This is a genomic window from Actinomadura spongiicola (genome assembly GCF_003432485.1).
GTDB lineage: Bacteria > Actinomycetota > Actinomycetes > Streptosporangiales > Streptosporangiaceae > Spirillospora > Spirillospora spongiicola.
In genome coordinates, this window is record NZ_QVNQ01000001.1 from 864,675 (window position 1) to 888,063 (window position 23,389).

25 protein-coding genes are annotated in these 23,389 nt (G+C 70.4%); 14 read left to right on the top strand and 11 right to left on the bottom strand.

Translation table 11 applies throughout. The annotated features are described in order from the left end of the window. Nucleotides 1-221: 221 nt before the first annotated feature. Nucleotides 222-1,172, top strand: a complete 951-nt coding sequence (locus D0T12_RS04085; RefSeq protein ID WP_117397862.1) for an LLM class flavin-dependent oxidoreductase — start codon at nt 222-224, stop codon at nt 1,170-1,172. Nucleotides 1,173-1,353: 181 nt separating this feature from the next. Here the strand turns inward: D0T12_RS04085 and D0T12_RS04090 are convergent, their stop codons facing one another. From D0T12_RS04090 to D0T12_RS04125, 9 genes are all read right to left on the bottom strand, one after another. After that, nucleotides 1,354-2,529 carry an amidohydrolase family protein gene (locus D0T12_RS04090; RefSeq protein WP_117397863.1) on the bottom strand — a complete coding sequence of 392 codons (1,176 nt, stop codon included), beginning with the start codon at nt 2,527-2,529 and terminating at the stop codon, nt 1,354-1,356. An 89-nt stretch (nt 2,530-2,618) separates the two neighbouring features. Beyond that, complete coding sequence (locus D0T12_RS04095; RefSeq protein WP_117397864.1) at nt 2,619-5,321, bottom strand: helix-turn-helix transcriptional regulator; 2,703 nt, start codon at nt 5,319-5,321, stop codon at nt 2,619-2,621. A gap of 18 nt (nt 5,322-5,339) precedes the next feature. Beyond that, nucleotides 5,340-6,281: a GlxA family transcriptional regulator gene (locus D0T12_RS04100; protein ID WP_199487267.1), complete on the bottom strand. Its 942-nt coding sequence runs from the start codon at nt 6,279-6,281 to the stop codon at nt 5,340-5,342. A gap of 274 nt (nt 6,282-6,555) precedes the next feature. Beyond that, a complete protein-coding gene (locus D0T12_RS35235; RefSeq protein WP_158581400.1) occupies nt 6,556-6,717 on the bottom strand; it encodes a hypothetical protein in 162 nt (53 codons plus the stop codon). A gap of 187 nt (nt 6,718-6,904) precedes the next feature. Then, nucleotides 6,905-7,249 (bottom strand): TfoX/Sxy family protein, encoded by a 345-nt coding sequence (locus D0T12_RS04105; RefSeq protein WP_117397865.1) that lies wholly within the window; start codon nt 7,247-7,249, stop codon nt 6,905-6,907. A gap of 82 nt (nt 7,250-7,331) precedes the next feature. After that, nucleotides 7,332-7,727, bottom strand: coding sequence for an MmcQ/YjbR family DNA-binding protein (locus D0T12_RS04110; RefSeq protein ID WP_117397866.1), 396 nt, complete (start codon nt 7,725-7,727; stop codon nt 7,332-7,334). 178 nt (nt 7,728-7,905) lie between these two features. After that, the gene (locus D0T12_RS04115) at nt 7,906-8,250 is read right to left on the bottom strand and encodes a YciI family protein (protein ID WP_158581401.1); all 345 of its coding nucleotides are present in this window, start codon (nt 8,248-8,250) and stop codon (nt 7,906-7,908) included. 168 nt (nt 8,251-8,418) lie between these two features. Continuing rightward, nucleotides 8,419-9,114 (bottom strand): response regulator, encoded by a 696-nt coding sequence (locus D0T12_RS04120; protein ID WP_117397868.1) that lies wholly within the window; start codon nt 9,112-9,114, stop codon nt 8,419-8,421. Continuing rightward, on the bottom strand, nt 9,090-10,412 hold the full coding sequence (locus D0T12_RS04125) for a sensor histidine kinase (RefSeq protein ID WP_233525834.1): 1,323 nt from the start codon (nt 10,410-10,412) through the stop codon (nt 9,090-9,092). The genes D0T12_RS04120 and D0T12_RS04125 overlap by 25 nt, the downstream gene beginning before the upstream one ends. 287 nt (nt 10,413-10,699) lie before the next feature. Between D0T12_RS04125 and D0T12_RS04130 the strand changes: the two genes are divergently transcribed. Together D0T12_RS04130 and D0T12_RS04135 are read left to right on the top strand one after the other, a co-directional pair. Beyond that, nucleotides 10,700-11,470 carry an ABC transporter ATP-binding protein gene (locus tag D0T12_RS04130; RefSeq protein ID WP_117398046.1) on the top strand — a complete coding sequence of 257 codons (771 nt, stop codon included), beginning with the start codon at nt 10,700-10,702 and terminating at the stop codon, nt 11,468-11,470. Nucleotides 11,471-11,473: 3 nt separating this feature from the next. After that, on the top strand, nt 11,474-13,393 hold the full coding sequence (locus D0T12_RS04135; protein WP_117397869.1) for an FtsX-like permease family protein: 1,920 nt from the start codon (nt 11,474-11,476) through the stop codon (nt 13,391-13,393). Here the strand turns inward: D0T12_RS04135 and D0T12_RS04140 are convergent. Beyond that, nucleotides 13,377-14,237 (bottom strand): SDR family NAD(P)-dependent oxidoreductase, encoded by an 861-nt coding sequence (locus tag D0T12_RS04140; RefSeq protein ID WP_117397870.1) that lies wholly within the window; start codon nt 14,235-14,237, stop codon nt 13,377-13,379. The two genes, D0T12_RS04135 and D0T12_RS04140, sit on opposite strands and share 17 nt — an antisense overlap. Nucleotides 14,238-14,313: 76 nt before the next feature. On the opposite strand from D0T12_RS04140, the gene D0T12_RS04145 reads away from it, so the two are divergent. Beyond that, the gene (locus D0T12_RS04145; protein ID WP_117397871.1) at nt 14,314-14,739 is read left to right on the top strand and encodes a winged helix-turn-helix transcriptional regulator; all 426 of its coding nucleotides are present in this window, start codon (nt 14,314-14,316) and stop codon (nt 14,737-14,739) included. Between the two features lie 15 nt (nt 14,740-14,754). On the opposite strand, the gene D0T12_RS35780 is transcribed toward D0T12_RS04145, so the two are convergent. Beyond that, the gene (locus tag D0T12_RS35780) at nt 14,755-15,504 is read right to left on the bottom strand and encodes a DUF2087 domain-containing protein (RefSeq protein ID WP_199487268.1); all 750 of its coding nucleotides are present in this window, start codon (nt 15,502-15,504) and stop codon (nt 14,755-14,757) included. Between the two features lie 126 nt (nt 15,505-15,630). Here D0T12_RS35780 and D0T12_RS04155 point away from each other — a divergent pair, with 126 nt between their 5' ends. The 10 genes from D0T12_RS04155 (at nt 15,631) to D0T12_RS04200 (ending at nt 23,389) form a co-directional block, all read left to right on the top strand. Beyond that, nucleotides 15,631-16,737: a FecCD family ABC transporter permease gene (locus D0T12_RS04155; protein ID WP_117397872.1), complete on the top strand. Its 1,107-nt coding sequence runs from the start codon at nt 15,631-15,633 to the stop codon at nt 16,735-16,737. Nucleotide 16,738: 1 nt separating this feature from the next. Further along, nucleotides 16,739-17,551, top strand: coding sequence for an ABC transporter ATP-binding protein (locus tag D0T12_RS04160; RefSeq protein WP_117397873.1), 813 nt, complete (start codon nt 16,739-16,741; stop codon nt 17,549-17,551). After that, nucleotides 17,548-18,534: an ABC transporter substrate-binding protein gene (locus tag D0T12_RS04165; RefSeq protein WP_117397874.1), complete on the top strand. Its 987-nt coding sequence runs from the start codon at nt 17,548-17,550 to the stop codon at nt 18,532-18,534. The genes D0T12_RS04160 and D0T12_RS04165 overlap by 4 nt, the downstream gene beginning before the upstream one ends. Nucleotides 18,535-18,538: 4 nt before the next feature. Then, a complete protein-coding gene (locus D0T12_RS04170; protein ID WP_158581402.1) occupies nt 18,539-19,261 on the top strand; it encodes a class I SAM-dependent methyltransferase in 723 nt (240 codons plus the stop codon). A 159-nt stretch (nt 19,262-19,420) separates the two neighbouring features. After that, nucleotides 19,421-19,723 carry a nitroreductase family protein gene (locus D0T12_RS04175; protein WP_117397876.1) on the top strand — a complete coding sequence of 101 codons (303 nt, stop codon included), beginning with the start codon at nt 19,421-19,423 and terminating at the stop codon, nt 19,721-19,723. An 85-nt stretch (nt 19,724-19,808) separates the two neighbouring features. Continuing rightward, on the top strand, nt 19,809-20,405 hold the full coding sequence (locus D0T12_RS04180) for a DUF4389 domain-containing protein (protein ID WP_325050734.1): 597 nt from the start codon (nt 19,809-19,811) through the stop codon (nt 20,403-20,405). A 96-nt stretch (nt 20,406-20,501) separates the two neighbouring features. Beyond that, nucleotides 20,502-21,335, top strand: coding sequence for a universal stress protein (locus tag D0T12_RS04185; RefSeq protein ID WP_117397877.1), 834 nt, complete (start codon nt 20,502-20,504; stop codon nt 21,333-21,335). A 266-nt stretch (nt 21,336-21,601) separates the two neighbouring features. Continuing rightward, nucleotides 21,602-21,976 carry a helix-turn-helix transcriptional regulator gene (locus D0T12_RS04190; protein WP_117397878.1) on the top strand — a complete coding sequence of 125 codons (375 nt, stop codon included), beginning with the start codon at nt 21,602-21,604 and terminating at the stop codon, nt 21,974-21,976. A 10-nt stretch (nt 21,977-21,986) separates the two neighbouring features. After that, complete coding sequence (locus tag D0T12_RS04195; RefSeq protein WP_158581403.1) at nt 21,987-22,745, top strand: SIS domain-containing protein; 759 nt, start codon at nt 21,987-21,989, stop codon at nt 22,743-22,745. After that, nucleotides 22,742-23,389: a D-sedoheptulose-7-phosphate isomerase gene (locus tag D0T12_RS04200; RefSeq protein ID WP_117397879.1), complete on the top strand. Its 648-nt coding sequence runs from the start codon at nt 22,742-22,744 to the stop codon at nt 23,387-23,389. The genes D0T12_RS04195 and D0T12_RS04200 overlap by 4 nt, the downstream gene beginning before the upstream one ends.

Genomic DNA, 23,389 nt, shown 5'->3' on the forward strand with positions numbered 1-23,389 from the left:
TCGAATCATTCGATTTGGTTGGGCGGTTGTGGCGCGAAAACGGTGCCATCGTGGCCGGAAAACGTTGTTGTGATGCCACTTGTCGGTGTCCTGGAAGATGTCGCGCTGCCGAGTGTTATACGGATCGTCGGAACGATTCGAAGAACGCTGGATCGTTTTCGGCTTTCCGTACCGGAACCGGTTCGCGAGGTGCGTCCGGTTCGATGTGAAGAGGAGACACGATGGATTCGGACCGTCTGGGAGTGGTCTTCGGCAGCCTGACTCCGCCGGAACAGTTGACGAACGCCGCCGCTTTGGCGGAGGACCTGGGGTTCGGTGAGTTGTGGTTTTCCGAGGACTGCTTCTTCACCGGCGGCCTTTCGGGGCTCACCCAACTGCTCGCCGCGACCCGGACGGTGCCCGCCGGGCTGGGTCTCGCCAGCGTGATGACGAGGCACCCGGCGATCCTCGCCATGGAACTGGCGGGCCTCGCCCGCATGTATCCGGGGCGTAGCCGTGCCGCGATCGGTCTGGGCAACAGCCACTGGCTCCGGCAGATGGGCCTGATGCCCGAGCGCCCGTTGACGGCCGTCACCGAGACCTTCGAGGTGCTGCGTGAGCTGCTGCGCGGCGCGGCCGTGTCCCGTACGACCGCCGCCCATGAGTTCGACGACATCCGGCTGGAGTTCGCGCCGGAACAACCGCCGGAGCTGTGGATCGGCGCGGTCAACGAGCGCGCTCTGCGTGCCGCCGGTGCGCTGGCCGACGGGGTTCTGCTGTCGGTTCTGGCGGGTCCCGCGTATGTTTCCTGGGCCAAGCGGCAGGTGGGGACGGCGCCGATCACCGCCTTCGTTCTGGCGGCGGTGGCGGACGATGACGCCACGGCTCGCGACGCCGTACGGGACGCGGTCGGTTTCTTCCTGCGGGCCGAGTCCCACACCGCGCTGGTCGGCCAGTCGGAACACGGTTCTGAGATCAGGAAGCGGATCGCCGGTCTCGGCGAGGGTGAACCGCTCGTCGTCGAGGACGAGTGGATCGACGAGTTCGCCGTCGCCGGAACCCCCGACCGGGTTCGGCGCGGGCTGGAGGACCTGCGCGCGGCCGGTGCCGACTCTCTCGGCCTGTGGCTGTTCCCGCCCGAACGGCTCGACGAGCAGCTTCGCCGCGTCGCGAACGAGGTCGCCAAGAGCTGAACGGGCGGGCCGCCCATCGGTTGGCTCGCCGCCGTCGGCGCGGCGCCTGCCGCACCAGCCGTGGGCGAGGGATGTGTGCGACGGCGGCGGTACCTTCGCCTGTGCCGGAGCGCGCCGAGCGCGCGGGCGACGGGTCCATAGACTGCCGAGTTCCCCTGCGACACCCGGCTATGTGGCCGGGCTACCGGAGTTGCCCGGCCACGTAGGTCGCGTGGGGCTTGTGCAGTGTGGTGATGTCGGTGGTCGGGTCGCCGTCGACGATCAGCAGGTCGGCGTCGTGGCCGGGGCCGATGCGGCCTTTGCGGTCTGGGAGGCCGCATGCCTCCGCGGCGATCGATGTGGCGGACCGTAGGGCGTCCGTTGGCGTCAGTCCCGCGCGCACGTACTCGTCCAGGGTGTACGGCAGCAGTCCGTGGGGTTTGGCCGGGCCGATGCCGCCGTCCGAGCCCGCCACCAGCCGGACTCCGCCCTTGTGGAGCCGCATGGCGGTCTCGTGCAGGACGGCCTCGGTGATGCCGGCGCGGGCGGCCATGGCGATGATCTCGGGTGGGACGACGACGGCGGGGTCGCTGCCGAGCGTCGGGCAGACCGTGGTTCCCGACTCGGCCAGCTCGGTGAGCAGGGCGTCGTCGGCGTGGACGCCGTCCCGTGTGAGACAGGTGCAGTGCTCGATGCCGTCGACGCCCGCGGCCGAGGCCTGGCGTACGGCGTCGAGGGCGTGCGCGTGCGCGGTGATCGGCAGTCCGAGCCGGTGCGCCTCGTCGACCGCCGCGCGCAGCTCCGCGTCGGTGAACTGCGGGCTCAAGGTGTCGGTGCCGGGGGTGAGCACACCTCCGCTGGCCATGATCTTCACGACGTCCGCGCCGTGATCCGCGCGTCGCCGGACCATCGCCCGTATGTCCGCCTCGTCGCCTGCCTCGCCGCCCAGTGTCGCGCAGTGCCCGCCCACGCTGGTGATCGGCGTTCCGGAGGCCACGACCGTCGGCAGTCCGGGTTTGTCGTGCGTCCGCCACTCCAGCACCGCGTCCTGGTAGTCGCCGAGGTCCCGGACGGTGGTCACGCCCGTGGCCAGATGCAGGCGCAGCGACGTTTCTATGGTGTCGTTCAGTTCTTCCGGGGATAGATTTCCGAGGTTCTCCAGGGCACCGAGGCCGCCGTTCGCGCACAGGTGCACATGTGCGTCGATCAGGCCGGGAAGCGCCGTTCCGTCATAATGTTGCGTCGTCCAGTCATCCGGTGCCTCCGTGCCTGGCTGGATTCCGACGATCCGTCCGTTCTCCACGAGTATCCATGCGGGTCCGTCAAGCAATCGTTCGCCGTCGAACACCCTCGTCACGCCAATGGCAAGTCTGCTCATCCTTGCGACGCTAGTCGGACGGATCTGGCGCACTGTGGGGCGTCCCAACAATGGCCGGGATCATGCGTTCTTTGGCGATTTTCTTTCGATCAGTCCCGGTCGGAAAGGTCGAGGCGCGCGAGTTCGGCGCGGGAGGCGATTCCGAGTTTCTGGTAGATCTTGCGCAGATGGTAGTCGACGGTGCGCGGGCTGAGGAACAGTTGGGCCGCGGCCTGGCGGCTGGTGAGACCTTCGCCGACGACGCGGGCGACCTGGATCTCCTGGGGCGTGAGGAGGTCGATGCCGCTGGGGTCGGGCACTCCCGTCGTCACCCCGGTGGCGCGCAGTTCGGAGCGGGCACGCCGGGCCCATATCGTGGCGCCGAGCCGCTCGAAGGTGGCCAGCGCGAGGCGAAGCGGGCCTCGCGCGTCGGTGCGGCGTTTCCGGCGGCGTAGGAACTCCCCGTACAGCAGCGCGGTGCGGGCGTGGTCGAGCGGCATCCCGGACGCGTGGTGATGGTCGAGCGCGGTCCGGAACCATCGATCGGCCTCGTCGCCATCGGACAGCAGGGCGCGGCAACGGGCGGCGAGGGCGCGCACCTCCGTTGTCGCCGGGGCCTCCTCCGCCCAGGTCAGATGCCGGGCGAAGGCCTCGGCGCCGCGGTCGCGCAGGTCGACGCGTGTCGCCGCCTCGACATAGTTGGGGATCACGGTGATGGAGACCGCGTGGTGCCCGGACGACATGAGATCGCGCATGACCTCCAGTTGCTCCAGCGCGTCCTCGCCGCGCCCCTCGGAGAGCGCGAGCAGGGTAAGGGCGTGCCGCGCGGAGAGACCGGCGGTGGCCAGGCCGCGGGCGTCGGCGAACGCGATGACCTCCCGTGCCTTCGCCACGGCCTCGTCCGCGCGCCCGCGCAGGCCGCACAGTGTGGCCATGGTCGCCTGATGCTGCCAGGCGATGTTGGACTGTCCGGTCTCCAGGGACAGCCGGTGACCCTCGTCGGCGATCGCCTCCGCGGCGGCGTACCGGCCGTTCAGGATCTCGTCGTTGGCCTGGAACCACAGGGCCCAGGCGAGCGTCCCCGCGGCACCGAGCCGGCGGGCTCCGGCCACGCCGGCGGCGCGCAGCCGCCGGGAGGCCCCGAGGTCGCCGCGGGTCAGGGCGACGCCGCCGGCCCGGACGAGCAGGTGCGGGTCACCGCTCCCTTCGATCACGGCCAGATCGTCGTCCAGGCCGTCGGGATGCTCGCCTCGCGCGAGGGGAGCGATGCCCAGCATCAACCTGACCAATGCCTGCTCCAGGGGCGTTCCCGCGTGCGGAAGCCGTCCCAGAAGCCGGTCGACCTCCTTGGCCGCGGCGGCGTCGGCGGTGTGGAACGCGGCTTCACCGGCGTCCAGCAGCACCTGCACCGGGCGGTGGACGGCCCCGTCGACGGCGCGGGACGCCGCGGAGACCAGGATGCGGACGGCTTCGGCCGCGTCCCCGTCGCGCAGTTCGGTCAGGCCGTGGAGGTGGTCGATGCGCGGATCACCGGCCTCGGCGAGGGGGCGGGCCTCGTCCAGGAGCGTGCGCGTGCGGGGCGCGTCGCCGCTGCGCCAGGCGGCTTCGGCGGCGGCGATCAGCCTTCGGGCCCGGTCGGACGCGTCCGGGCTGAGCCGGGCGGCCTGATGGAGGACGGTGACCGCCGTCCGGTCGCCCGAACGACGCAGCGTGCGCTCGGCGACCAGCTCCAGCTCGCGGGCGACCTCCTCGTCAGGGCCCGGCACGGCCCGTGCCAGGTGCCACACCCGGCGGGTGGGCTCGGTGCCGGCGCGTGCGAGCGCCGCGTGGACGGCCTGACGGGTCGAATGCGGAGCGCCGTGGTAGGCGGCCGAGCGCACCAGCGGATGGCGGAAGGCGACGGCACCGGACCGGTCGATGCGGACCAGGTCGTCCAGAACGCCCGAGTCCAGGGGATCGAGGGAGACGTCCAGCCGCTCGGCGGCCCGCGCGAGGGTCGGCAGGTGACCGGAACCGTCCGCCGCGCACAGGACGACCAGAACCCGAACGTCGGGATCGAGCCGCCGAACCCGCGTACTGAACAGCCCTTCGAGGGCCGTCGACAACGGGAGCGGGTCGAGAAGGGGGTCGAGCCCGGCGAGCTCTCGCCACGTGAGCCCCCGGGGTATCTCCTCCAGGGCGAGCGGGTTGCCGCCCGCCGCCTCCACCAGCCGATCCCGCACTTCCGGGGAGATCAGGCCGGGAAAGGACGCGTCCAGGACGGCCGCCGACTCGTCAGCGCCCAGCGGCGCGAGGGACAGCACGCGCGGACCGTCGGCGGCGGTCCGCGCGGCGGCGATCAGCGCGACGGGCTCGGCGCCGAGGCGGCGGGCCACGAACGCGAGCACGTCACGGGACGGGCCGTCCGCCCATTGCAGGTCGTCGACGAGACATGCCACCGGACGTTCGTCCGCCAGGTCCGACAGCAGGGTCAGCGTCCCCGCCGACACCAGGAACCGGTCCGGCGCGGCCCCGCTCCGCGAACCGAGCGCGACACCGAGCGCGTCCGCCTGCGGCGCGGGCAGCAGATCGACCCGATTCAGAACCGGGTACAGCAACTGGTGCAGGACGGCATAGGCGAGCGGCGCCTCGGTCTCGGCGCCCGTGGCTTGCAGCACGCGCATATCGGTCGCCAGACGCGCGGCCTGCCTGAGCAGCGCCGACTTCCCGATCCCGGGCTCGCCGACCAGGACGACACCGCCGCCCCGGCTCGCCCGCGCGGACGCGAGAAGCCCCGCCACCCCGGCAAGCTCCTGCTCTCGCCCCGCGAACATGCCCTGATCGTAAGTCGGTCAGGTCGTCCGCGAGAGCGTCAACCGATGTCCGAGCGCCCGCCGGTAAGCCTGGGGCGGGACCCCGCGGGCCTTGATGAAGTTCTCGCGCAGGACGGCGGCCGTCCGGTAGCCGACCTGCCGGGCGATCTCCTCGACGCCCAGGTTCGTGGTCTCCAGAAGCTCCTCGGCCTTCCGCACCCGCTGGACCCGGAGCCACGCATGCGGTGTGGTGCCGGTCGCGGCCTTGAAACGCCGGTTGAACGTGCGGGTGCTCATGAGCGCGCGTGCGGCGAGGTCGTGGATCGAATGCGACTGGTGCAGGTGGTCACCGGCCCATTCGAGGACGGCGGAAATGCGCTCGTCCTCGGACCGGGTGGTGGTGGGAAACGACAGGTACCGGGGCCGCTCACCGGACCGGTTCGGCACCGCGACGATCTCCTGCGCGATCGCGTTGGCGACCGGGGTCCCATGCTCACGACCCACCAGGTGCAGCATCATGTTGAGGCTCTCGGCGCCCCCGACCCCGGTGACCACGCACCCCTCGTCGATGTAGAGGGCGTCCGGTTCCACGTGGACACGGGGAAAACGCCGGGCGAGTTCGCCCGCCAGCCGCCGGTGCGTCGTCGCCCGCTTCCCGTCGAGCAGCCCCGTCTCGGCGAGCAGGAACGCGCCGGAACAGAAGGAGGCGACGGTGGCTCCGCGCCCATGGGCGTCCTTGATCGCCTCGATCACCTCCGGGCCGGGCGGGCCGTCGCCGACGGGGAACACCAGGACCAGGTCGGCTTCCCGCATGAGGTCCGGCCCGTGCTCGACCTGCTGGAGCAGCCCCAGATCACTGGACACCGGCCCCGGCCTCTCCGCCGCGACGAGGAATTCGAACCGCGGCATCCCGAGTTCGGACCAGTCGGCGAAGACCGCCCCGCAAAGTCCCAGGCCGACGGTGCTGAACCCTTCCGACACAAAAGCGACGACCTTCTGAACGTCGTCGCAGGCCTGGTGAGGACCGGCGTCCCGCACACGCCGACAGAGCGACATGAAAACCCCCGTTCGGAAACCAGCATGAAGAACTTCGCGGCCTCGTCTTCCGCAGACTAGAGGCGGACGGTCCCGGCCCGGATCCGTAATGTCGCCGGTCCGCGACCCGAACCGACGGCTCACGCACCTCGTCCCCCGACGAGGGCACACGGACGACCGAGGGCCGCCCGTCCCATCCGCCGGGCGGCCCTCGGTACGGTCACCACTCCCGGTTGGTGATCCTCACGCTGCCGGTCTCATCCGAAGTGACCTGGACGCCGTCGCCGTCGCCCACCTCGCCGGCGGACGCGCTCGCGGCCACCGAGGCGGCGCCGACCACGACGATTCCCGTCACCACCACGGTCACAAGAAAACGCTTCACCATTCCTCCAACATGTCGAGTGCCGAAGACTTCCGGCGCTCGCATCCTGACCTCGCTTCCACCGCCCCGGTGAGAGGACCCACTGCCAATGTTCGCCACTTTCCCGCCATCCGCCGCGCCAGCCGCCGATTCACGCCTTCAATGGCGCAAAACCCACGAAGATTGGCAAGCCCGCCAACTCCGAGCTCTACCGGTTGCGCGCCTTGGCGGGCAAGGACCTCGCGTACGAGACACCACGGGCCACCCACTGCTGGAGTTCGTGAGGGGATTCCTCGGCTGCGATGTCGACCCGTAGCCACCCCCGCATCGCGCGTCCACGCATCACCATCGGCCGCACCCGCGCGCCGTCGGTCAGCGCGTCGGTCTCTTTGGGGTCCACGCGCACCATGAGGCCGCCCTGCCCGCTGGCTGTGACCGCCATGTTGCCGTCGACGAGGAAGGCCAGCCCACCGAACATGCGCTGTTCGGTGACCCCTTCCTCACCGGCGACCAGTTCGCGGATTCGGTCGGCCAGTTCCGGATCGTAAGCCATGCCGGGATTATCTCCACGATCCGACCATCCGCACGTGAGGCGTTCATCTTCGGTCGGGGTTTCGGGCCTGGGGCGGCGCCGCTCATCCTGGATCTGTGCCGGGTGGGGCGATCTTGGCGTCGAGGTCGCCGACGAACTCCGCCGGCGCGCGCATGTGCCAGGCGTCGGTGATGAGTTCTTCCAGTCGGGCGTTGTCCACCTTGTTCAGCCACAGCATGACCAGTGGCAGCCCGTCGTAGGCGGGTGTGGTGAAGAAGCGTTCCGGTTCGCCGAGGAGGAGGGCCTGTTTCTCCGCTTCGTCGCCGACGTACAGGACGGCGATGTCGGTCCGGATGACGCGCGGCTTACCCGGTCTGCGCTCGGGATAGGACCAGACGAATCCCTTGCCGCCGACCCGGAAGTCGAAGCCGTCGCTGTCGATCTCGACCACGTGAGGTAGCGCGGACGCCAACCGGTAGACGTCGTTGGCGTCAGCCATCCTGTTCGCTCCCGGAGGCCGGTTTCTGCACATCTGCAGGCTATCGCCCCAGGGGCCCGCGACCGGGGCTGAGGCAGTCCACGCCGGGTGGTTCCGGCTGGACGATACGGTCCGAGGACCATGGACGGCCGCCGCGGCCGAAATCGTTCTGGCCGCGGCGGACGGTCGCACCCGTCGGTCAGCCCTCGTACTCGACGTTGGTGCGGATCTCAACACTGCCGTAGCGGGCGGTCGGGACGCGTGCGGCCCATTCCGTGGCGGCCTCGATGTCGGGGACGTCGATGACGCACAGGCCGGCGGGGACGTCGCCGGGGTGGTCGGTCACGCCGGGGGTCACGTTGGTGGAGCCGTCCCGGATCGTCACCGTCCGGGACAGGGACGGCTCGGGCGCGTGGTAGCCGACCGCGTAGACGAATACACCGGCGTCGCGCATGTCCTTGTCGAAGGCGAGCCAGTCCGCGATCTCACCCTCGGTCGGGCCGGTCTTGGAGGGGTCGTACTGGTAGAGCAACGAGAACTTCACGGTGATCTCCTGTATTTCGACTTGGGTGTTGGGGAGGTCTCGTCACTCCGCCGCGCTCCTCGTGGAGCTGGTGCGGCAGGGCGGAGCGGGCCGTGCCTCGGTGACCTTCCGCTCATAGGTCGAGCGGCGGCCCAGCGGATCGACATGGCCGGAGAATCCCTACAGCTTTCAACCGGGTTCGGGGGTGGGCCGGTTCGAGGTGGTGGGGTGGCCGCGTAGGTAGGTCAGGACGGCGAGGACTCTGCGGTGGGTGTCTTCGGCCTGGGGGAGGTCGAGTTTGGAGAAGATGCCGCGGACGTGCTTGCCCACGGTGGCGTCCGTGACGACCAGGCGGCGGGCTATGGCGGTGTTGGAGTGGCCCTCGGCGATGAGTGCGAGAACCTCGTGCTCGCGTGGGGTGAGCGTTACGAGGGGGTCTCGGCGGCGGGTGATGAGTTGGCGGATGACCTGCGGGTCCACCACCGTGCCGCCGTCGAGGACCTGGCGCAGCGCGGCGACGAAGTCGGCGACGTCGGCGACCCGGTCCTTGAGGAGGTAGCCGACGCGGCGTCCGGTGCTGGAGTCCAGGAGGTCGGCGGCGTAGCTGAGTTCGACGTACTGGCTGAGCGCGACCACCGCCAGGTCCGGGTCGGCGCGGCGCAGGTCCACGGCCGCGCGCAGGCCCTCGTCGGAGAAGTCCGGCGGCATCCGGATGTCGGTGATCACCAGGTCGGGGTGGTGCTCGGCGACTGCGGTGAGCAGGGACGGGGCGTCGTCGACGGTGGCGACGACGTCGAAGCCGAACCTGGCCAGGAGACCGGCCAGTCCTTCCCGCAGGAGGACGCCGTCCTCGGCGAGGACTACGCGGGTTCGTTCAGGCTGCACGGAAGCTCCACACGTATGGTCGTCGGGCCACCGGCGGGGCTCGACACCAGCAGTCTGCCGTCGATCACCGCCACCCGGTCGGCGAGGCCGGTGAGCCCGGTGCCGCGGTCGGGGTCGGCGCCGCCGACGCCGTTGTCGGTGATCTCCAGGATGAGGACGCCGTCGTCCCAGCGGGTTGTCATGTCGGCCTTGTCGGCGCCGCTGTGCTTGGCGGCGTTGGTGAGGGCTTCGGCGGCGGCGAAGTAGGCGGTGCTCTCGACGTGGCGGGGTTGCCGTCCGGGGACGTCGGCCTGGACGGTGACCGCCAGCGGCGACCGGTCGGCCAGCTCGCCGAGCGCGGCCACCAGGCCCCGGTCGGTGAGCACGCGGGGATGGATACCGTGCACCAGTTCCCGCAGCTCGGTCATGAGCTGTTTGGCCTCCTGGTGGGCGTCGGCGACGCTGTCGGCCGCCGGTCCGGGTGGGAGGTCCATGCGGGCGAGGCCGAGCTTCATGGTGAGCGAGAGCAGCCGTTGCTGGGCGCCGTCGTGGAGGTCGCGTTCGATGCGGCGGCGTTCGGCGTCGAACGCGTCGACCAGCCGGGCCCGCGAGTGCGCGACCTCGACCAGTTCGGCTTGGAACCGTTCGCCGGGGCCGCGCTGGAGCAGCGCCCGAGCGAGGGCGGCCTGCCCGCCGGCGACCAGTGCCAGCAGGTACGGGACGGCGGGCAGCAGCGCCAGCGCGACGATCACGTATGGCAGCGCCGCCGCGGGGGAGTCGATCGTCGCGGGGCCCAGCACGACCGGGACGTCGTCGTTCCTCAGCACCAGCGGGGCGGCGAGGGCGGCGAACTGGAAGAGCAGCGCGGTCGCCAGCGCCCCGTAGAGGACGGGGACGGCGGTGACCAGCAGCAGGAAGTAGCCGAGTTCGCGGCAGGTGACCGGTTCGGAGTAGCGGGTGCGCAACCAGGAGATGGCGCCGGCTTCCGGCGGCCGTCGATGGCCCGACCGGGTCGGACGGGGATCCACCAGGCGCAGCCGCCGCCGTTCGAGCGTGGCCAGGGGGACGGCCGCCAGCGGTCCGAGCCCGGCGATCAGGAGGACGCCGAGAACGGCCATGACGGCCCGCTCACCAGGGGATATGTCGGAAAAGACGGCCAGGAGCAGTGGCAGGCCCAGCAGTGCCAGGGGCACGGCCGCCACGAGCGTGACCGGCGGGGTCGACAGCAGATAGCCGAAGACGCGCCACGGCCAGGCGGTCAGCAGGAACCCGCGTCGCCTCATCGCGGCCGGCAGCGTGAGGGGCGGGTCGTTGGGCACGGTCGCACGCTACCCGACCCCTTTTACGGGACGAGGTAGTGCTGGGCATACCACCGAATTGGTGGGCTGCCGGAATGCGGCCGGGGGTGCCACGGCGATGGGATGCGGAGTATGAGACGACGACCTTCCGCACGCGGCGACGGCCGGCCCGGGGGCCGCACGCCGGGCCGGTGTCGCGCGGCGATGCGACCCGTCGCCCACGTCCGGGACGAGCGACCGAACATGGCGCCGGCAGGCTCCGGCGGCATGATCGTCCGGGCGTGCAGCCTGAAGCCCGGGGACGTGTGATGAGCCGTCCCGCCGCCGCCGGGCCGCAGGCGTCCGCGGGCGCCCCGGTCACGTCGGTGCAACTGCACCAGGTGAGCAGGCACTACGGGACGGGTGAGGCCCGCGTCCAAGCTCTGGCGGACGTCACCGTGACATTCCCCGCCGGTACCTGGACCGCTGTGATGGGCCCCTCGGGGTCCGGTAAGTCCACCCTGCTGCACTGCGCCGCGGGCCTGGACCGGGCGAGTTCCGGCCGCGTCGTACTGGCCGGGCAGGACATCACCCGCGCCACCGACGCCACACTGACCAGCCTGCGGCGCCGCACCATGGGCTTCATCTTCCAGAACTTCAACCTCATCGGCTCGCTGACTGCCGAACAGAACGTCGCGCTTCCGCTGAAGCTGGCGGGCGCCCGGCCGTCACGCGCGGACGTGCGAGCGGCACTGGCCGCCGTCGGACTGGCCGACCGGGCGCGGCACCGGCCTCGGGAGCTGTCGGGCGGGCAGCAGCAGCGAGTGGCGATCGCCCGCGGGATGGTGACGCGTCCCTCCGTGCTGTTCGCCGACGAACCCACCGGGGCCCTGGACACCCACTCGGCCCGCATGGTCCTTCGGCTGCTGCGCCGCATGGTGGACGAGTCGGGGCAGACCGTCGTGATGGTCACCCACGACCCGGTCGCGGCGGCGAACGCCGATGCGGTGGTGTTCCTGTCCGACGGACGGATCGTCGACCGTCTGATACGTCCCACCGCCGCCGGTGTGGCCGAACGGCTCACCCGATTGGAGGGCTGACCCGTGTTGCGCATCTCCGCCAGCACCGTCCGCGACCGGTGGCAACTGTTCGCCGGGGCGCTGCTGACGGTCACACTCGGCGTGGCACTCGTCCAGTCGGCGGTGCTCGTCCTGGTGTCGACGGGAGAGCCGGAGATCCCGCCGGGTACCTCCGCCCGGGACGCCGAGCAGATCAGGGAGGGATACGCCGGGGCCGCGACGCTGCTGGGCATGGCCACACCGCTGGCGATGTTCCTGGCCATGTTCATCGTGGGCTCGACGTTCGCCTTCGCCGTGGAGCAGCGCCGCCGCGAACTGGCCCTGTTGCGGATGCTCGGCGGGAGCCGTCCCCAACTGATCGGATTGCTGCTGGGCGAGGCGTTCCTGCTGGGGCTGATCGGCAGCGTCCTCGGCATGGTGCTGGGTGTTCCGGCCGCGTGGGTCCAGGCGCGGCTGCTGATCGGGATCGGGCTGCTCCCGGACGGTTTCTCCCCGGGCTGGTCCAACTCGGTGCTGGTGCTGTCGCCGGGCGTGGGGATCACGGTCGCGGTGTGCGGGGTGCTGGCGGCGTCCTACCGGTCGGCCAGGGTGCGCCCGCTGGACGCCTTGCGCAACACGCCCCGCGCGGCCCGCGTGATGACCGCCGGACGCTGGCTGACGGGCCTGTCCTCGCTCGCGCTGACCCTCCTCCTCATCGCGGCCGGAAACGGAACGGATCTGCTGCTCACCCTGATGGTCGGGATGGGCATCTCCATCGTCGGCTCGGTCGCCCTCAGCGCGCTGAGCCCGCTGGCCGTCCCGCTGGTCGGCAGGCTCCTCGGCACGGTCCTGCGAACCGGCGTGCTCGGCGAGCTGGCGCAGGCCAACCTGCGTGACGCGGTCCGGCGCAGCGCCTCCACCGCCGCGCCCGTCATCGTGCTGGTCGGCCTGCTCGTCGGCCTCACCGGCACGTTGAACTCGCTGGCCCGCGCCACCGGCGCCGATCTGGAGCGGATCACCGTCGCCGAACTGGTGGTCACCTCGGACGGCGCCGCCGCGGCCCGAATCCCGCATATCCCCGGGGTCGCGCTCGCCTCCCCGCAGAGCCAGGTCGAGATGGCGGTGACCGCCCGGTACCGCGAGGAACAGCGGACCTACCGGCAGACGCACCATTCGGGGATCATCGCGGTCGACGGCACCGCCTACCGTCGCGCCCACCGCCTCACTCCGACGTCCGGCACCCTGGACGACCTGCGCGGACGCACCATCGTGATCGGCCCGGGGCTGGCCGGCGAGGGCATCCTTCGCGGCTCGGTCACGGCCCGGATCGGCGACGAGAAAGTCAAGCTGCGTACCGTGGCGCGCCTCCCGGAAGTTCTGGAGAACCGCAGCGCGAACTTCCTGGTGCCGCGTGACCTCGTCCCCGCCGCGATCCTCGCGGAGGCGCCGACCGAGACCATGGTGCAGGTCGCGCCCGGCACCTCAGCGCGGGCGGTCGCCGACCGGATCCGCGCCGCCGGAATCGGCGACGTCCGCACCACCGCCCAATGGGCCGACGCCCGGGTGGAGGACGAACAGCGCGGCACGATGGGGATCATGGCCGTCCTGATGGGCATGTCCGGCCTGTACGCCGCGATCGCGGTGATCAACGCGGTGGTGATCGCCGCCGCCGAGCGCCGTACGGAGTTCGCGGTCGCCCGCGCCACCGGGCTGAGCCGTGGCCAGGTCGTCCGGATGGCCACCATCGAGTCCACCGCGGTCACCGTCATCGGCCTGTTCCTCGGCTCGCTGGTCGCCGCGGCGGCGCTGGCGGGGTTCCAGCAGGGAGGCATTCTCGCCGTCCCCTGGACCCTCCTCGCCCTGCTGATCGTGGCCTCCCTCGCCGTCACCGCAGGCGCCGGCGCCCTGACCACCCTGGCCATGACCAAGCCGTCCGCCACGGCCCTCGTCACCGCCCGCGAGTGACCCCCGGCGAGCGCAGAAGCTCCTCGGTGAGCTTGGCGAGGCGTTCGGCGTCATGCTTGTCCAGCGTCGGCAGCGACAGGTCAACCGGCTTCCCGCGGTCGACGGCGGTGAGCGGGGCGGACGGCGGTTCGTCGATCCATTCGACGATGGGCCGGATCGCGGTCTCCACCGGCCGCGCCTTGACCCGCGCCAGCAGCCTGATCGTTCCGCGCATCACCGGGTTCAGCGGGGACAGATCTCCGCTGCGGGTGAAACCGGGGTGGTAAAGCACATAGCGGGCCTTTCCCGCCGCCCGGTCGGCGAAGGAGACGCCGAGCAGGTCGTTGGCCCGGTTGGCCTGGAGCTGCGCCTTGATCATGCTGTACTTGCGTCGCAGTTGCAGATCGTCCCACCGCACCGAACCCACCGTGTTACCGACCCCGGACACGTTCACGATCAGCGGCGCGGGGGCCGCGTCCATCACCGGACGCAGCAGTTCGCCCAACAAGTACCGGCTCAGGTAATACAGCGCGAAGGTGAACTCCAGCCCATCGGAAGTCTCCCGCCGTTTCGGACTCGGCCGGTTCGCGCAAAGGATGAGCGCGTCCACCACCGGATGACCCGCCACGATTTCCTTCGCGACGCGACGGACCTCGCCCACGGTGCTCAAATCCGCGTGCAGAAACCGGAACCGCTCACCGGCACCCGCCCGGGCCGCCTCCTCGACCAGCGCCCGGCCCTTCTCCCCGCTGCTTCCAATGACGATCACGGTGTCGCCCCGAGCGAGGCGCGCGAGCGCCGTCGCCCGGCCCATTCCGTCGGTTCCACCACTGATCACCACTGTCTTGCTCGTACGGCCGGACATGCGCTCGCTCCTCGATCATCGGTGGCTCGACGACAATCATCGGTAACCACCCGTCCGCCCGAAAGAAGGCAGTTCGATGTCTGATACGCACACCGATGTGCCCTCGGTGATCAGCGCGCCGCTTCCGATCCCGGTGCCGCTGGACGAACAACTGGCCTGCCCGGTGGGGGACGTTCTGCGCCGCGCCGGCGACCGCTGGAGCGTGCTGATCCTGGTCTTGCTGGGCAGGCGCTCCTACCGCTTCAACGAACTGCACCGATCGATCGAGGGAATCAGCCAGCGCATGCTGACCCGCACGTTGCGCGGCCTCGAACGGGACGGCCTGGCCAGCCGAACCGTCCATCCGACCGTCCCGCCAACGGTCGAATACGACCTGACCCCCCTGGGCCGCACCCTCCTCGAACCGCTCTCCACCCTCGCCGACTGGGCCGTCCGACACGGCCCCGAAATCGCCGCCGCCCGAGCAGACCACGACACCCATGACCGGGCGAACCCGGGTTGACCGCACCGACCGTGGTCAGGCGCTGCGGCGGTAGTCACTGCCGGCGTCCCGTGTCACCAGGCGCAGACCCACCAGGAGCCTGCGGAGGGCGGCGTGATCGTCATGGACCTCCGCCAACCGCCGATCGACCTCGGCCTCGGTCAGAACACGGTCGGTGGGCAGGAGTTGGACGAGGAGACGTCCAATCCGTTCGAGGACGTCCGGCTTGTCCGGAAGGTCGACCAGCCGTCCTTGCTTGAAGAACCGCTCCAGCTCCGGCTCGCTCCGAAGGAGCCGTGTCATCGGAAGGTCTTGGACCAGCACGTCCGCCGTTCCACGGAGGGCGGTGAGGTTCGTGGAAAGGACCTGTCCCCGCATGGTCAGCAGGCCTGCCTCCTGCAACCGGACGGCCTCCTTCAGCAGGGCCTTCACGGTGAGCCCGAGGGCGGTCGCGATGGCCGTCAGAGAGCGGTCTCCTCCGTTCCGCTCATGGGTGGCGACGGCGGTGAGCAGGCTCAGCCGAGCCGGCGAGGTGAGCGCGGTGAGCTGGGCGGCCGCGCGGCTCTGATGGAACGCCGTTGTCTCTAACACCATGAATCCGTATCCCTGTTCATCTCTGCTCTCGCCACCCGTCTCCCTCGACGAGACGGTCTTGGCCGCTTCCCAATCGATGACGTTGGTGATTCGACCGTTGACGTCCACCCGGATGATGTCCGGGCCGAAGTCGCGGACGAGACCGGCCCGCCGCGCGTCGAGCATCGGGCGACAGGCCGCGAGCGAGTCCACCGCTGGGGCGTTGACTTGTAGGGGTTGCGGGCTGGGTGAGCTGTTCGTCACAGGGTGGGGGACCTTGACGAGAATTACTGCGTACCCTTAGTTGTTGCTTATCAGTTGCAATAGCTGAGGGGATGCATGAAGGCGTTGTCGGTGGTGCGGTCGGGCGTGGGGCCGGAGACCGACGACGACGATCTGGGGGCGTCCTCCCGGCGGCGGCGGTACGTGTTGCTCCTGCTCGGGTTGGTCGCGGTGTTCTGCGGGACGGTCGTCGCGGCGGTCGGGATGGGGGCGGTCTCGGTGTCGCCGCTGACCGTCCTGGACATCGTGGGGCACCACCTGATCGGCAGCCCGGCCGAGAAGACCTGGAAGTCGTCGCATGACGCGATCGTGTGGCGGGTGCGGTTGCCGCGGGTGCTGCTGGGCGCGGCGGTGGGGGCCGGGCTCGCCGTGACCGGGATGGCGTTGCAGGCGATGGTGCGCAACATGCTCGCCGATCCGTACCTGCTGGGGGTCAACTCCGGTGGGTCGACGGGGGCCGCGGCCGCGATCCTGTTCGGGTTCGGGGCGGGGTGGGGCGAGCACGCGTTGCAGATCGCCGCCTTTCTCGGGGCGCTGGGCGCGTCGCTGCTGGTCTTCGTGATCGCGCGGACGGCGGGACGGATCACCTCGACGCGGTTGCTGATGACGGGGGTGGCGGTCGGGTACGCGCTCTACGCCCTCACCAGCTTCTTGATCTTCGCGTCCGACTCGGCCGAAGGTTCCCGGTCGGTGCTGTTCTGGCTGCTGGGGACGTTGGCGCTGGCGCACTGGTCGGCGCCGCTGGTCGTGGTCCTGGTCGCCGTCGCGCTGGTGGTCACGCTGCTCACGTTGTGGGGACGGCGGCTGGACGCGCTGGCGATCGGTGACGAGACCGCGCACACCCTGGGCGTCTCGCCGGCGCGGTTCCGGCTGGTGCTGCTGGTGCTCGTCTCCCTGGCGGTCGGGGTGCTGGTGGCGTCGTCCGGCAGCATCGGTTTCGTCGGGCTGGTGATCCCGCATCTGGCCCGGCGCATCGTGGGGGCCACACACCGCCGGGCCGTTCCCGTCGCCGCGCTGATCGGCGCCATCTTCCTGCTGTGGGCCGACCTGGCCGCCCGCATGCTCCTGAGTCCGCAGGAGCTGCCGATCGGCATCATCACCGCGATGGTCGGCGCGCCGTTCCTGCTCATCCTGGTCCGCCGCCTGCACGCCGGAAGCGAGTGACATGATCGAAGGACGCGGACTCACCTATGCCTACGGCGCGACGACCGTGGTGCGGGACGTCGATGTGCGCGCCGAGTCCGGCCGGATACTCGGGCTGCTCGGGCCCAACGGCAGCGGCAAGACCACGGTGGTGCGGATGCTCACCGGGATCGTGACCCCGCGCAGCGGCCAGGTCTTCCTGGACGGAAGGCCGCTCGGCTCCTTCACGCATCGCGCGCTGGCGCAGCAGGTCGCCGTCGTGCTCCAGGAGTCGCTGGGCGATCTCCCGATGACGGTGGCCGACATGGTCCTGCTCGGCCGGGCGCCGCACCAGACGACGTTCTCCCGCAACGGCGCCGAGGATCACCGGATCGCCGCGTCCGTGCTGCGCAGGGTCGGCGCCCGGCATCTCGCGGACCGGGTGTTCGTCGGTTTGTCCGGTGGCGAGAAGCAGCGCGTGATGATCGCTCGGGCGCTGGCGCAGGAGCCCACGCATCTCGTGCTCGACGAGCCGACCAACCACCTCGACATCCGGTTCCAGCACGAGCTGCTCGCCATGATCCGCGGGCTCGGCATCACGACCGTCATCGTGCTCCACGATCTCAACCTGGCCGCTCGTTACTGCGATGACGTGCTGGTCCTTCAGGACGGCGACGTCGTCGCGCACGGGCCGTGCGCCGATGTGCTGACCGCCGAGCTTCTTCAGGGCGTCTACGGCGTCGGCGTCGAACGTCTCGACACTTCTCGCGGCATCCAGTTCCTCTTCCATCCGCTCGACGACGAGTCCGTACCACCGGCTGAACCCGGCCACGCTAAGGAGAAGTCCGCTCGATGAAGAGATGCCTCGCCCGGCTCACGGCCGGTCTGCTGGCCGTCACGCTCACCGCCTGCGGCTCGTCCGGCTCCGGGGACGGCGACAACGGGAAGGCGTCGGCGAACTATCCCCTCACCGTCAAGAACTGCGGGGTGGACGTCACCCTGGACAAGGCGCCGTCCAGCGTGATGATCGTCAACAGTGCTCCGTTGCAGTACCTGTCCGCCCTCGGCGTGCTGGACCGGTTGTCTTCGCGGGCCGGGAAGTTCCCGCCGGAGTACTACTCCAAGGAGACCCTCGCCGCGGTCGAGAAGGTTCCCTCCCTCACCGACCGGCTCGGCTCCGACGGGCACCTGAAGATCTCCACCGAGTCGATCATCTCGAAGGAACCGGACCTGGTGCTCGGCCTGCCCGACGGCGTCTCGCGCGAGTCCCTGTCGGCCGTCGGCATTCCGGTGCTCAACGAGCCCAGCTTCTGCCCCGACGGGATCAAGAACCCCGGCTACGAGACGATCTACCAGCAGATGCGGCTGTACGGCAGGGTCTTCGACCGGCGGGCCAAGGCCGAGCAGGCCGTCAAGGACCTCCAGAAGCGGATCCAGACCGTCCAGGCCGGTCTCCCCGACCAGAAGGGCCGCAAGGTCGCCGTGCTGTGGCCCTACCGGGGTGAGGGCACCGTCGGGGCCTACGGCGGTCAGAGCATGGCCACACCGCAGCTCAAGACGCTCGGCGCCCAGAACGTGTTCGCCGCTACCGACAAGCGCGTCTTCGAGGTCTCCATGGAGGAACTGCTGGCACGCGACCCCGACACCGTCATCCTGCTGCACACCGACGGCACCCGGCAGGAGATCAAGCAGGCGCTGCTGGACATCCCCGGCGCCAAGGATCTGCGCGCGGTCCGGAACGACGCGATCCACGTGCAGCTGTTCAACTTCACCGAACCGCCCTCGCCCCTGGTCCTGGACGGCCTGGAGCGCCTGGCGACCTACTTCAAGGGCAAGTGACGCCGTGCCTCAGGACTCACCCGTCCAGGACCGCATCACCTGGTACTGGAACCAGCACGCCCCCGCCTACCAGCGGTTCCAGGAGCAACGGCTCGCGCACCCCGACTACGACGCCGCCTGGACCCGCGTCTGGCGGGACGCCCTGCCCGACGACGCCGAGACCGTGCTCGACGTGGGCACCGGCACGGGCCACGCCGCGTTGACCATCGCGGCCCTCGGCCGCCGGGTGAGGGGCATCGACATCGCACCCGCCATGCTGGACTACGCCCGCGACAACGCGCGGCGCCGCGGGCTCGACATCACGTTCGTCCAGGGCGACGCGGTCAGGCCCGAGGTGCGAGGCGGCCCGTTCGACGCGCTCGTCAGCCGCTACCTCCTCTGGACGCTGCCCGACGTCGACACCGCGCTGCGCGACTGGCGCCGCCTGCTCCGTCCGGGCGGCCGACTGGCCGTCGTGGACGCCCCCTGGCACGCCGGCGGAATGCGACACTCCGACACCGACCCCCGGGCCCACGCCTACGACGCCGAGGCCCGCCGCGCGCTGGCGCTCGCCGAAGCGGACGACATCGCCGCCTGGCGGGAGAGGATTCTCGCCGCCGGCTTCACGGACGTCGAGAGCACGCCCCTGACCGAACTCTTCGAACTCGACGGCGTCCACGGCGTCGCGACGGACCACCACCGCACCCTGCAACACCTGATCACCGCCCAGAACCCCGGCGCTCCCTGACCCCCGGCGGGTCAGGGGACTTCGTCGCACCTGATTCCGGTCGAAGGTACCGGCGGGAGGGACTTCCGGCCCGATGCCGCCGGGCCCGGGGCTCGGCAGCCTGAAGGTGTCGGGCACTCGCGGCTGGAGGTCCTCATGATCGGCGCTACACGATCCGTGGTGGAAGGTCGGGACGTCCAGGCCCGGCCACCCGAACGCGAAGGACCGGATCTGGCGGTGCGGTTCGTCGTGCGCGCGGCGGTTCTGGCGCCGTCCGTCCACAACACCCAGCCGTGGCGGTTCGTCGACCGTCCCGACGGGCTGGAATTGTGGGCCGACCGGGCCCGGCTGCTGTCGATGGCCGACCCGGCCGGGCGGGAGATGACCGCCTCGGCCACACGGCACACCCCCCGCCCAGTCGACGGCGGCCGGTCGCGGACGTCCTCAGCGGCGAAGAACGAACTTCCTGGGAGGACGAGATGAACGTCGAGAGATGCCCGTCCGGGTGGACGGACGGCTGGACGAGCCGCTGTCACGATGGCTGTGGCTGGTGAAGTAGCTGCTGCTGATTCCGCACTACGTGGTGCAGTTCTTCCTGGGGATCGCGGTCGCGGTGCTCACCGTGGTCGCCTTCTTCGCGATCCTGTTCACCGGGCGCTATCCGAGGTCGATCTTCGAGTTCAACGTCGGGGTGCCGCGCTGGGCGTGGCGGGTGGCGTTCTACGGCTACGGCGCGCTCGGCACCGACCGGTATCCGCCGTTCACGCTCAAGGACGTCCCCGACTACCCGGCCCGCCTGAGCGTCGACTATCCCGAGGAATTGTCGAGGCGGCTGGCGCTGCTGAAATGGTGGCTCCTCGCGATCCCGCACTACATGGTGATCGCGCTGTTCGTCGGCGGTCTCGGAGGCGACAGGGCCTACAACGCGCCCGGTCTGGTCGGTGTGCTGGTGCTCGTCGCCGCCGTCGCGCTGCTGTTCACGACGCGCTACCTGCGCGGCGTTTTCGACCTTCTCATGGGGATACACCGGTGGGTGCTGCGAGTGGCCGGCTACGCGCTCCTGCTCACCGACCGCTATCCGCCGTTCCGGCTGGACATGGGCGCCGCCGAGCCCGCCGCCGCGGTGACCGGGCGGGGACCTGAGGAGAGCGCGCCGGGACGTTAGGACGCCGCCTCGGGACCTTCGGCCCGGCCACGGGCACCGAGCCGCGGCCTAGCGTCGAGGTAGAGAGTTCGAGACGGGTTTCAGGAGGAACGTCCCATGGCGGCTCCAATCATCGTAGGAATCGACGGATCTGCACACGCCTGGCGGGCTTTGGACTGGGCCGCCGACTACGCCGTCCGGCACGGCCTTCCGCTGCACCTGGTGCACGGGTCCCGGGCACTGGTGCGGGACGGGACGATCCCGGACGACGCGCTGAGCCGGTTGGTCGCCGAGCGTGAGGACATGCTGGCCGAGGCCCGGCAGTACGCGCTGAAACAGCACCCCGACCTCGACATCGAGACCCGGCTGGTGACCAAGGATCCGGGCGGTGCGCTGGTGGACGAAAGCAAACACGGAATGCTCGTGGCCGTCGGATCACGCGGGCTGGGCGGCTTCGAAGGACTCCTGTTCGGTTCCGTCGGCCTGTACACGGCGTCGCATGCGTTCTGCCCTGTGATGGTGGTTTCTCGTTCGGCCCCTTATCCGTCCGACGCGCCCGCGGAGGTCGTGGTCGGGATCGAGGGGCGGAGCGAGGAGAGGCCGTTCGTCGAGTGGGCCTTCGCCGAGGCCGCGTCCAGGGGCGCCAGGATCTTGGCGCTGCACGCGGTGGGCGGCGAGTTCGGCTCCCCCCGCCGGCGGGTGGTCGAGGACATGGAGTTGTCGGAGGCCGTGGCCGGGCTGCGGGAGCGGTACCCGGACGTCCCGGTCGACCAGTTGGTGTCCGACCGCACGCCGTCCCGGGCGCTGGTGGACGCGTCGGAGAACGCCGGGCTGGTGGTCGTCGGCGCCCGGCGCAGGCGCGGTCCGTTCGGCATGGCGCTGGGACGGGTCAACCACGCGGTCCTGCACCACGCCAAATGCCCCGTCGCGATCGTCCCCACCAACGAGTGATCCCCCTGCAAAGTCGAGGAGGGCATCCTCGACCGTTGCCGGCCACTTCTCGATGGAAATCCGGGTGGTCTCGCTCTTGGACTGAGCCGCCCTGTGCGCCTTCGGCGCGCGGCGACGTCCGCGAACAGCTCCCACGCATCTGCTGACGTTCTTCAAAAGATCTTGAAGTCTTGGTGCCGGTTCGAGATCGGCCGGTTAGCGGTGCCGCCGAGCGACATATATCGAGGGACCGGTGCGGACGGTTCGGGCAGGGGAGAGGAGCGGTCGTGTGCGGCGGTGAGATCCGCGGCCGGCTCCGGCCTTTCCTCCTGGTCCTGATCCATGAACGGCCGGGGCACGGCTACGACCTGATCGAACGGCTGGCGGGAATGGGCCTGGCGGACGTCGAGCCCGGCCACGCCTACCGCGTCCTGCGCGGCCTCGAACGCGAGCTGCTCCTGACGTCCAGGTGGGTTCCGTCGGACGCGGGACCGGCCCGGCGGCTGTACGAACTCACTCCCGCGGGTTCGGCCTACCTGAAGAAGCGGATGGAAGAACTCGCCGAATTCGGCGGCGTACTCGACGCTTTCCTGTCCTTGTGGAAGAAGACCTCCCAGGCGAGGGGCACGCGGGAATCGGCCGTCGCGTTCGCTCGGCCCTGAGGAGTTGACCATGGCACAGGAAACGGCGGCGGACGCCGTACGGACCGCCTTCCGGCGGCGCGTCGACCCAGGTCGAGCCCTCGGCGAGGACGCGGACCTCATCGCCGCCGCCTGCCGGGACGTGGCGGAGCGCTTCCGCCGCGGCGGCAAGATCATCACGTTCGGTGACGGCGGCGCGGCCTCGGACGCCCAGCATGTCGCGGTGGAGTTCCTGCACCCGGCCATTGTCGGCAAGCGGGCCCTGCCCGCGCTTTCGCTGACGGAGGGCGGCTTCGCCGACCGGTTGCGGTCGCTCGCCTCACCCCGGGACATCGCCCTGGGGTTCTCGCGGGACGGCCGGTGCGCGAACGTCCTGGAGGCTTTGCGGGTCGCTCGTGAACTCGGGGTGCTGACGGTCGCCCTGCTCGGCGGGGACGGCGGCGACATCGCCGGGGACAAGGCCGTCGACCATGCCCTGATCGCCCGGTCCGACGATCCGTGCGTGGTGAAAGAACTGCACGTCACCGCCTACCACATCCTGTGGGAACTGGTTCATGTGTTCATCGGTGAGGAATTCGCGGCGCCGTGTCATGAGGACGTTTGCATCACCTGTTCCGACACGGCGGTTCGGGTTCGGGTGCGTGAGGTCCTGGATGACGGCCTCGCGATCGTCGATACGGAGAACGGCCCGGAGGAGATCAGCCTGGCGTTGGTCGACGCCGGGCCGGGGGACACGGTTCTGGTCCATGCCAAGGAGGCCATCGCCGTTGTGGAGGAGCCGACAGGATGAACCCGGAATCGTTGTATCCGTTCCTGTCGCCGGAACAGGGCGCGCCCTCCGGCGTGCTCGCGGACGTGCGGGCCTCCACGGAGGAGAAGGCCGCCGAAATCGTCGCGCTGCGGGAGTCCCTCGCCGACCTGCACGGCGCACGGCTCACCGAATGCGCGCGACAGATGGCCGAGCGCTTCCGGGACGGCGGTCGGCTGTTCAGTTTCGGCAATGGCGGCAGCGCCACGGACGCGCGGGAGATCGAGGAACTCCACGTCAATCCGCCTTCACCCGCCCGGCCGTTGCCCGCGTTCTCCCTTCCGCATGACGTGGCCACGGTGACCGCCCTGTCCAATGACGTGAGCTTCGACGTGGTCTTCGCGCGCCAACTCGCCGCGCTCGCGGGAACCGGAGACATCGCCGTGGGTCTGTCGACCAGTGGCGGCTCGGAGAATCTGCTGCGCGCCTTCGCGGAGGCGCGCAGCAGGGGCATGCTGACGGTCGGCTTCGCGGGTTACGACGGCGGAAGAATGGCCCAGGCTGGAACGATCGACCATCTCTTCGTCGTGCCGTCGTCGTCCGTGCACCGGATCCAGGAGGCGCAGACGACGCTCTACCACGTCCTCTGGGAACTCACCCAGCAGGCGCTGCACGGGCAGTCGTGA

Coding starts and splice junctions, on each gene's coding strand:
- D0T12_RS04165 (WP_117397874.1), top strand. CDS start 17,548: ATGAAGAGATGCCTCGCCCGGCTCACGGCCGGTCTGCTGGCCGTCACG.
- D0T12_RS04195 (WP_158581403.1), top strand. CDS start 21,987: ATGGCACAGGAAACGGCGGCGGACGCCGTACGGACCGCCTTCCGGCGG.
- D0T12_RS04110 (WP_117397866.1), bottom strand. CDS start 7,727: ATGGCTGACGCCAACGACGTCTACCGGTTGGCGTCCGCGCTACCTCAC.
- D0T12_RS04140 (WP_117397870.1), bottom strand. CDS start 14,237: ATGTCCGGCCGTACGAGCAAGACAGTGGTGATCAGTGGTGGAACCGAC.
- D0T12_RS04085 (WP_117397862.1), top strand. CDS start 222: ATGGATTCGGACCGTCTGGGAGTGGTCTTCGGCAGCCTGACTCCGCCG.
- D0T12_RS04200 (WP_117397879.1), top strand. CDS start 22,742: ATGAACCCGGAATCGTTGTATCCGTTCCTGTCGCCGGAACAGGGCGCG.
- D0T12_RS04095 (WP_117397864.1), bottom strand. CDS start 5,321: ATGTTCGCGGGGCGAGAGCAGGAGCTTGCCGGGGTGGCGGGGCTTCTC.
- D0T12_RS04185 (WP_117397877.1), top strand. CDS start 20,502: ATGGCGGCTCCAATCATCGTAGGAATCGACGGATCTGCACACGCCTGG.
- D0T12_RS04090 (WP_117397863.1), bottom strand. CDS start 2,529: ATGAGCAGACTTGCCATTGGCGTGACGAGGGTGTTCGACGGCGAACGA.
- D0T12_RS04160 (WP_117397873.1), top strand. CDS start 16,739: ATGATCGAAGGACGCGGACTCACCTATGCCTACGGCGCGACGACCGTG.
- D0T12_RS04145 (WP_117397871.1), top strand. CDS start 14,314: ATGTCTGATACGCACACCGATGTGCCCTCGGTGATCAGCGCGCCGCTT.
- D0T12_RS04155 (WP_117397872.1), top strand. CDS start 15,631: ATGAAGGCGTTGTCGGTGGTGCGGTCGGGCGTGGGGCCGGAGACCGAC.
- D0T12_RS04130 (WP_117398046.1), top strand. CDS start 10,700: ATGAGCCGTCCCGCCGCCGCCGGGCCGCAGGCGTCCGCGGGCGCCCCG.
- D0T12_RS04105 (WP_117397865.1), bottom strand. CDS start 7,249: ATGGCTTACGATCCGGAACTGGCCGACCGAATCCGCGAACTGGTCGCC.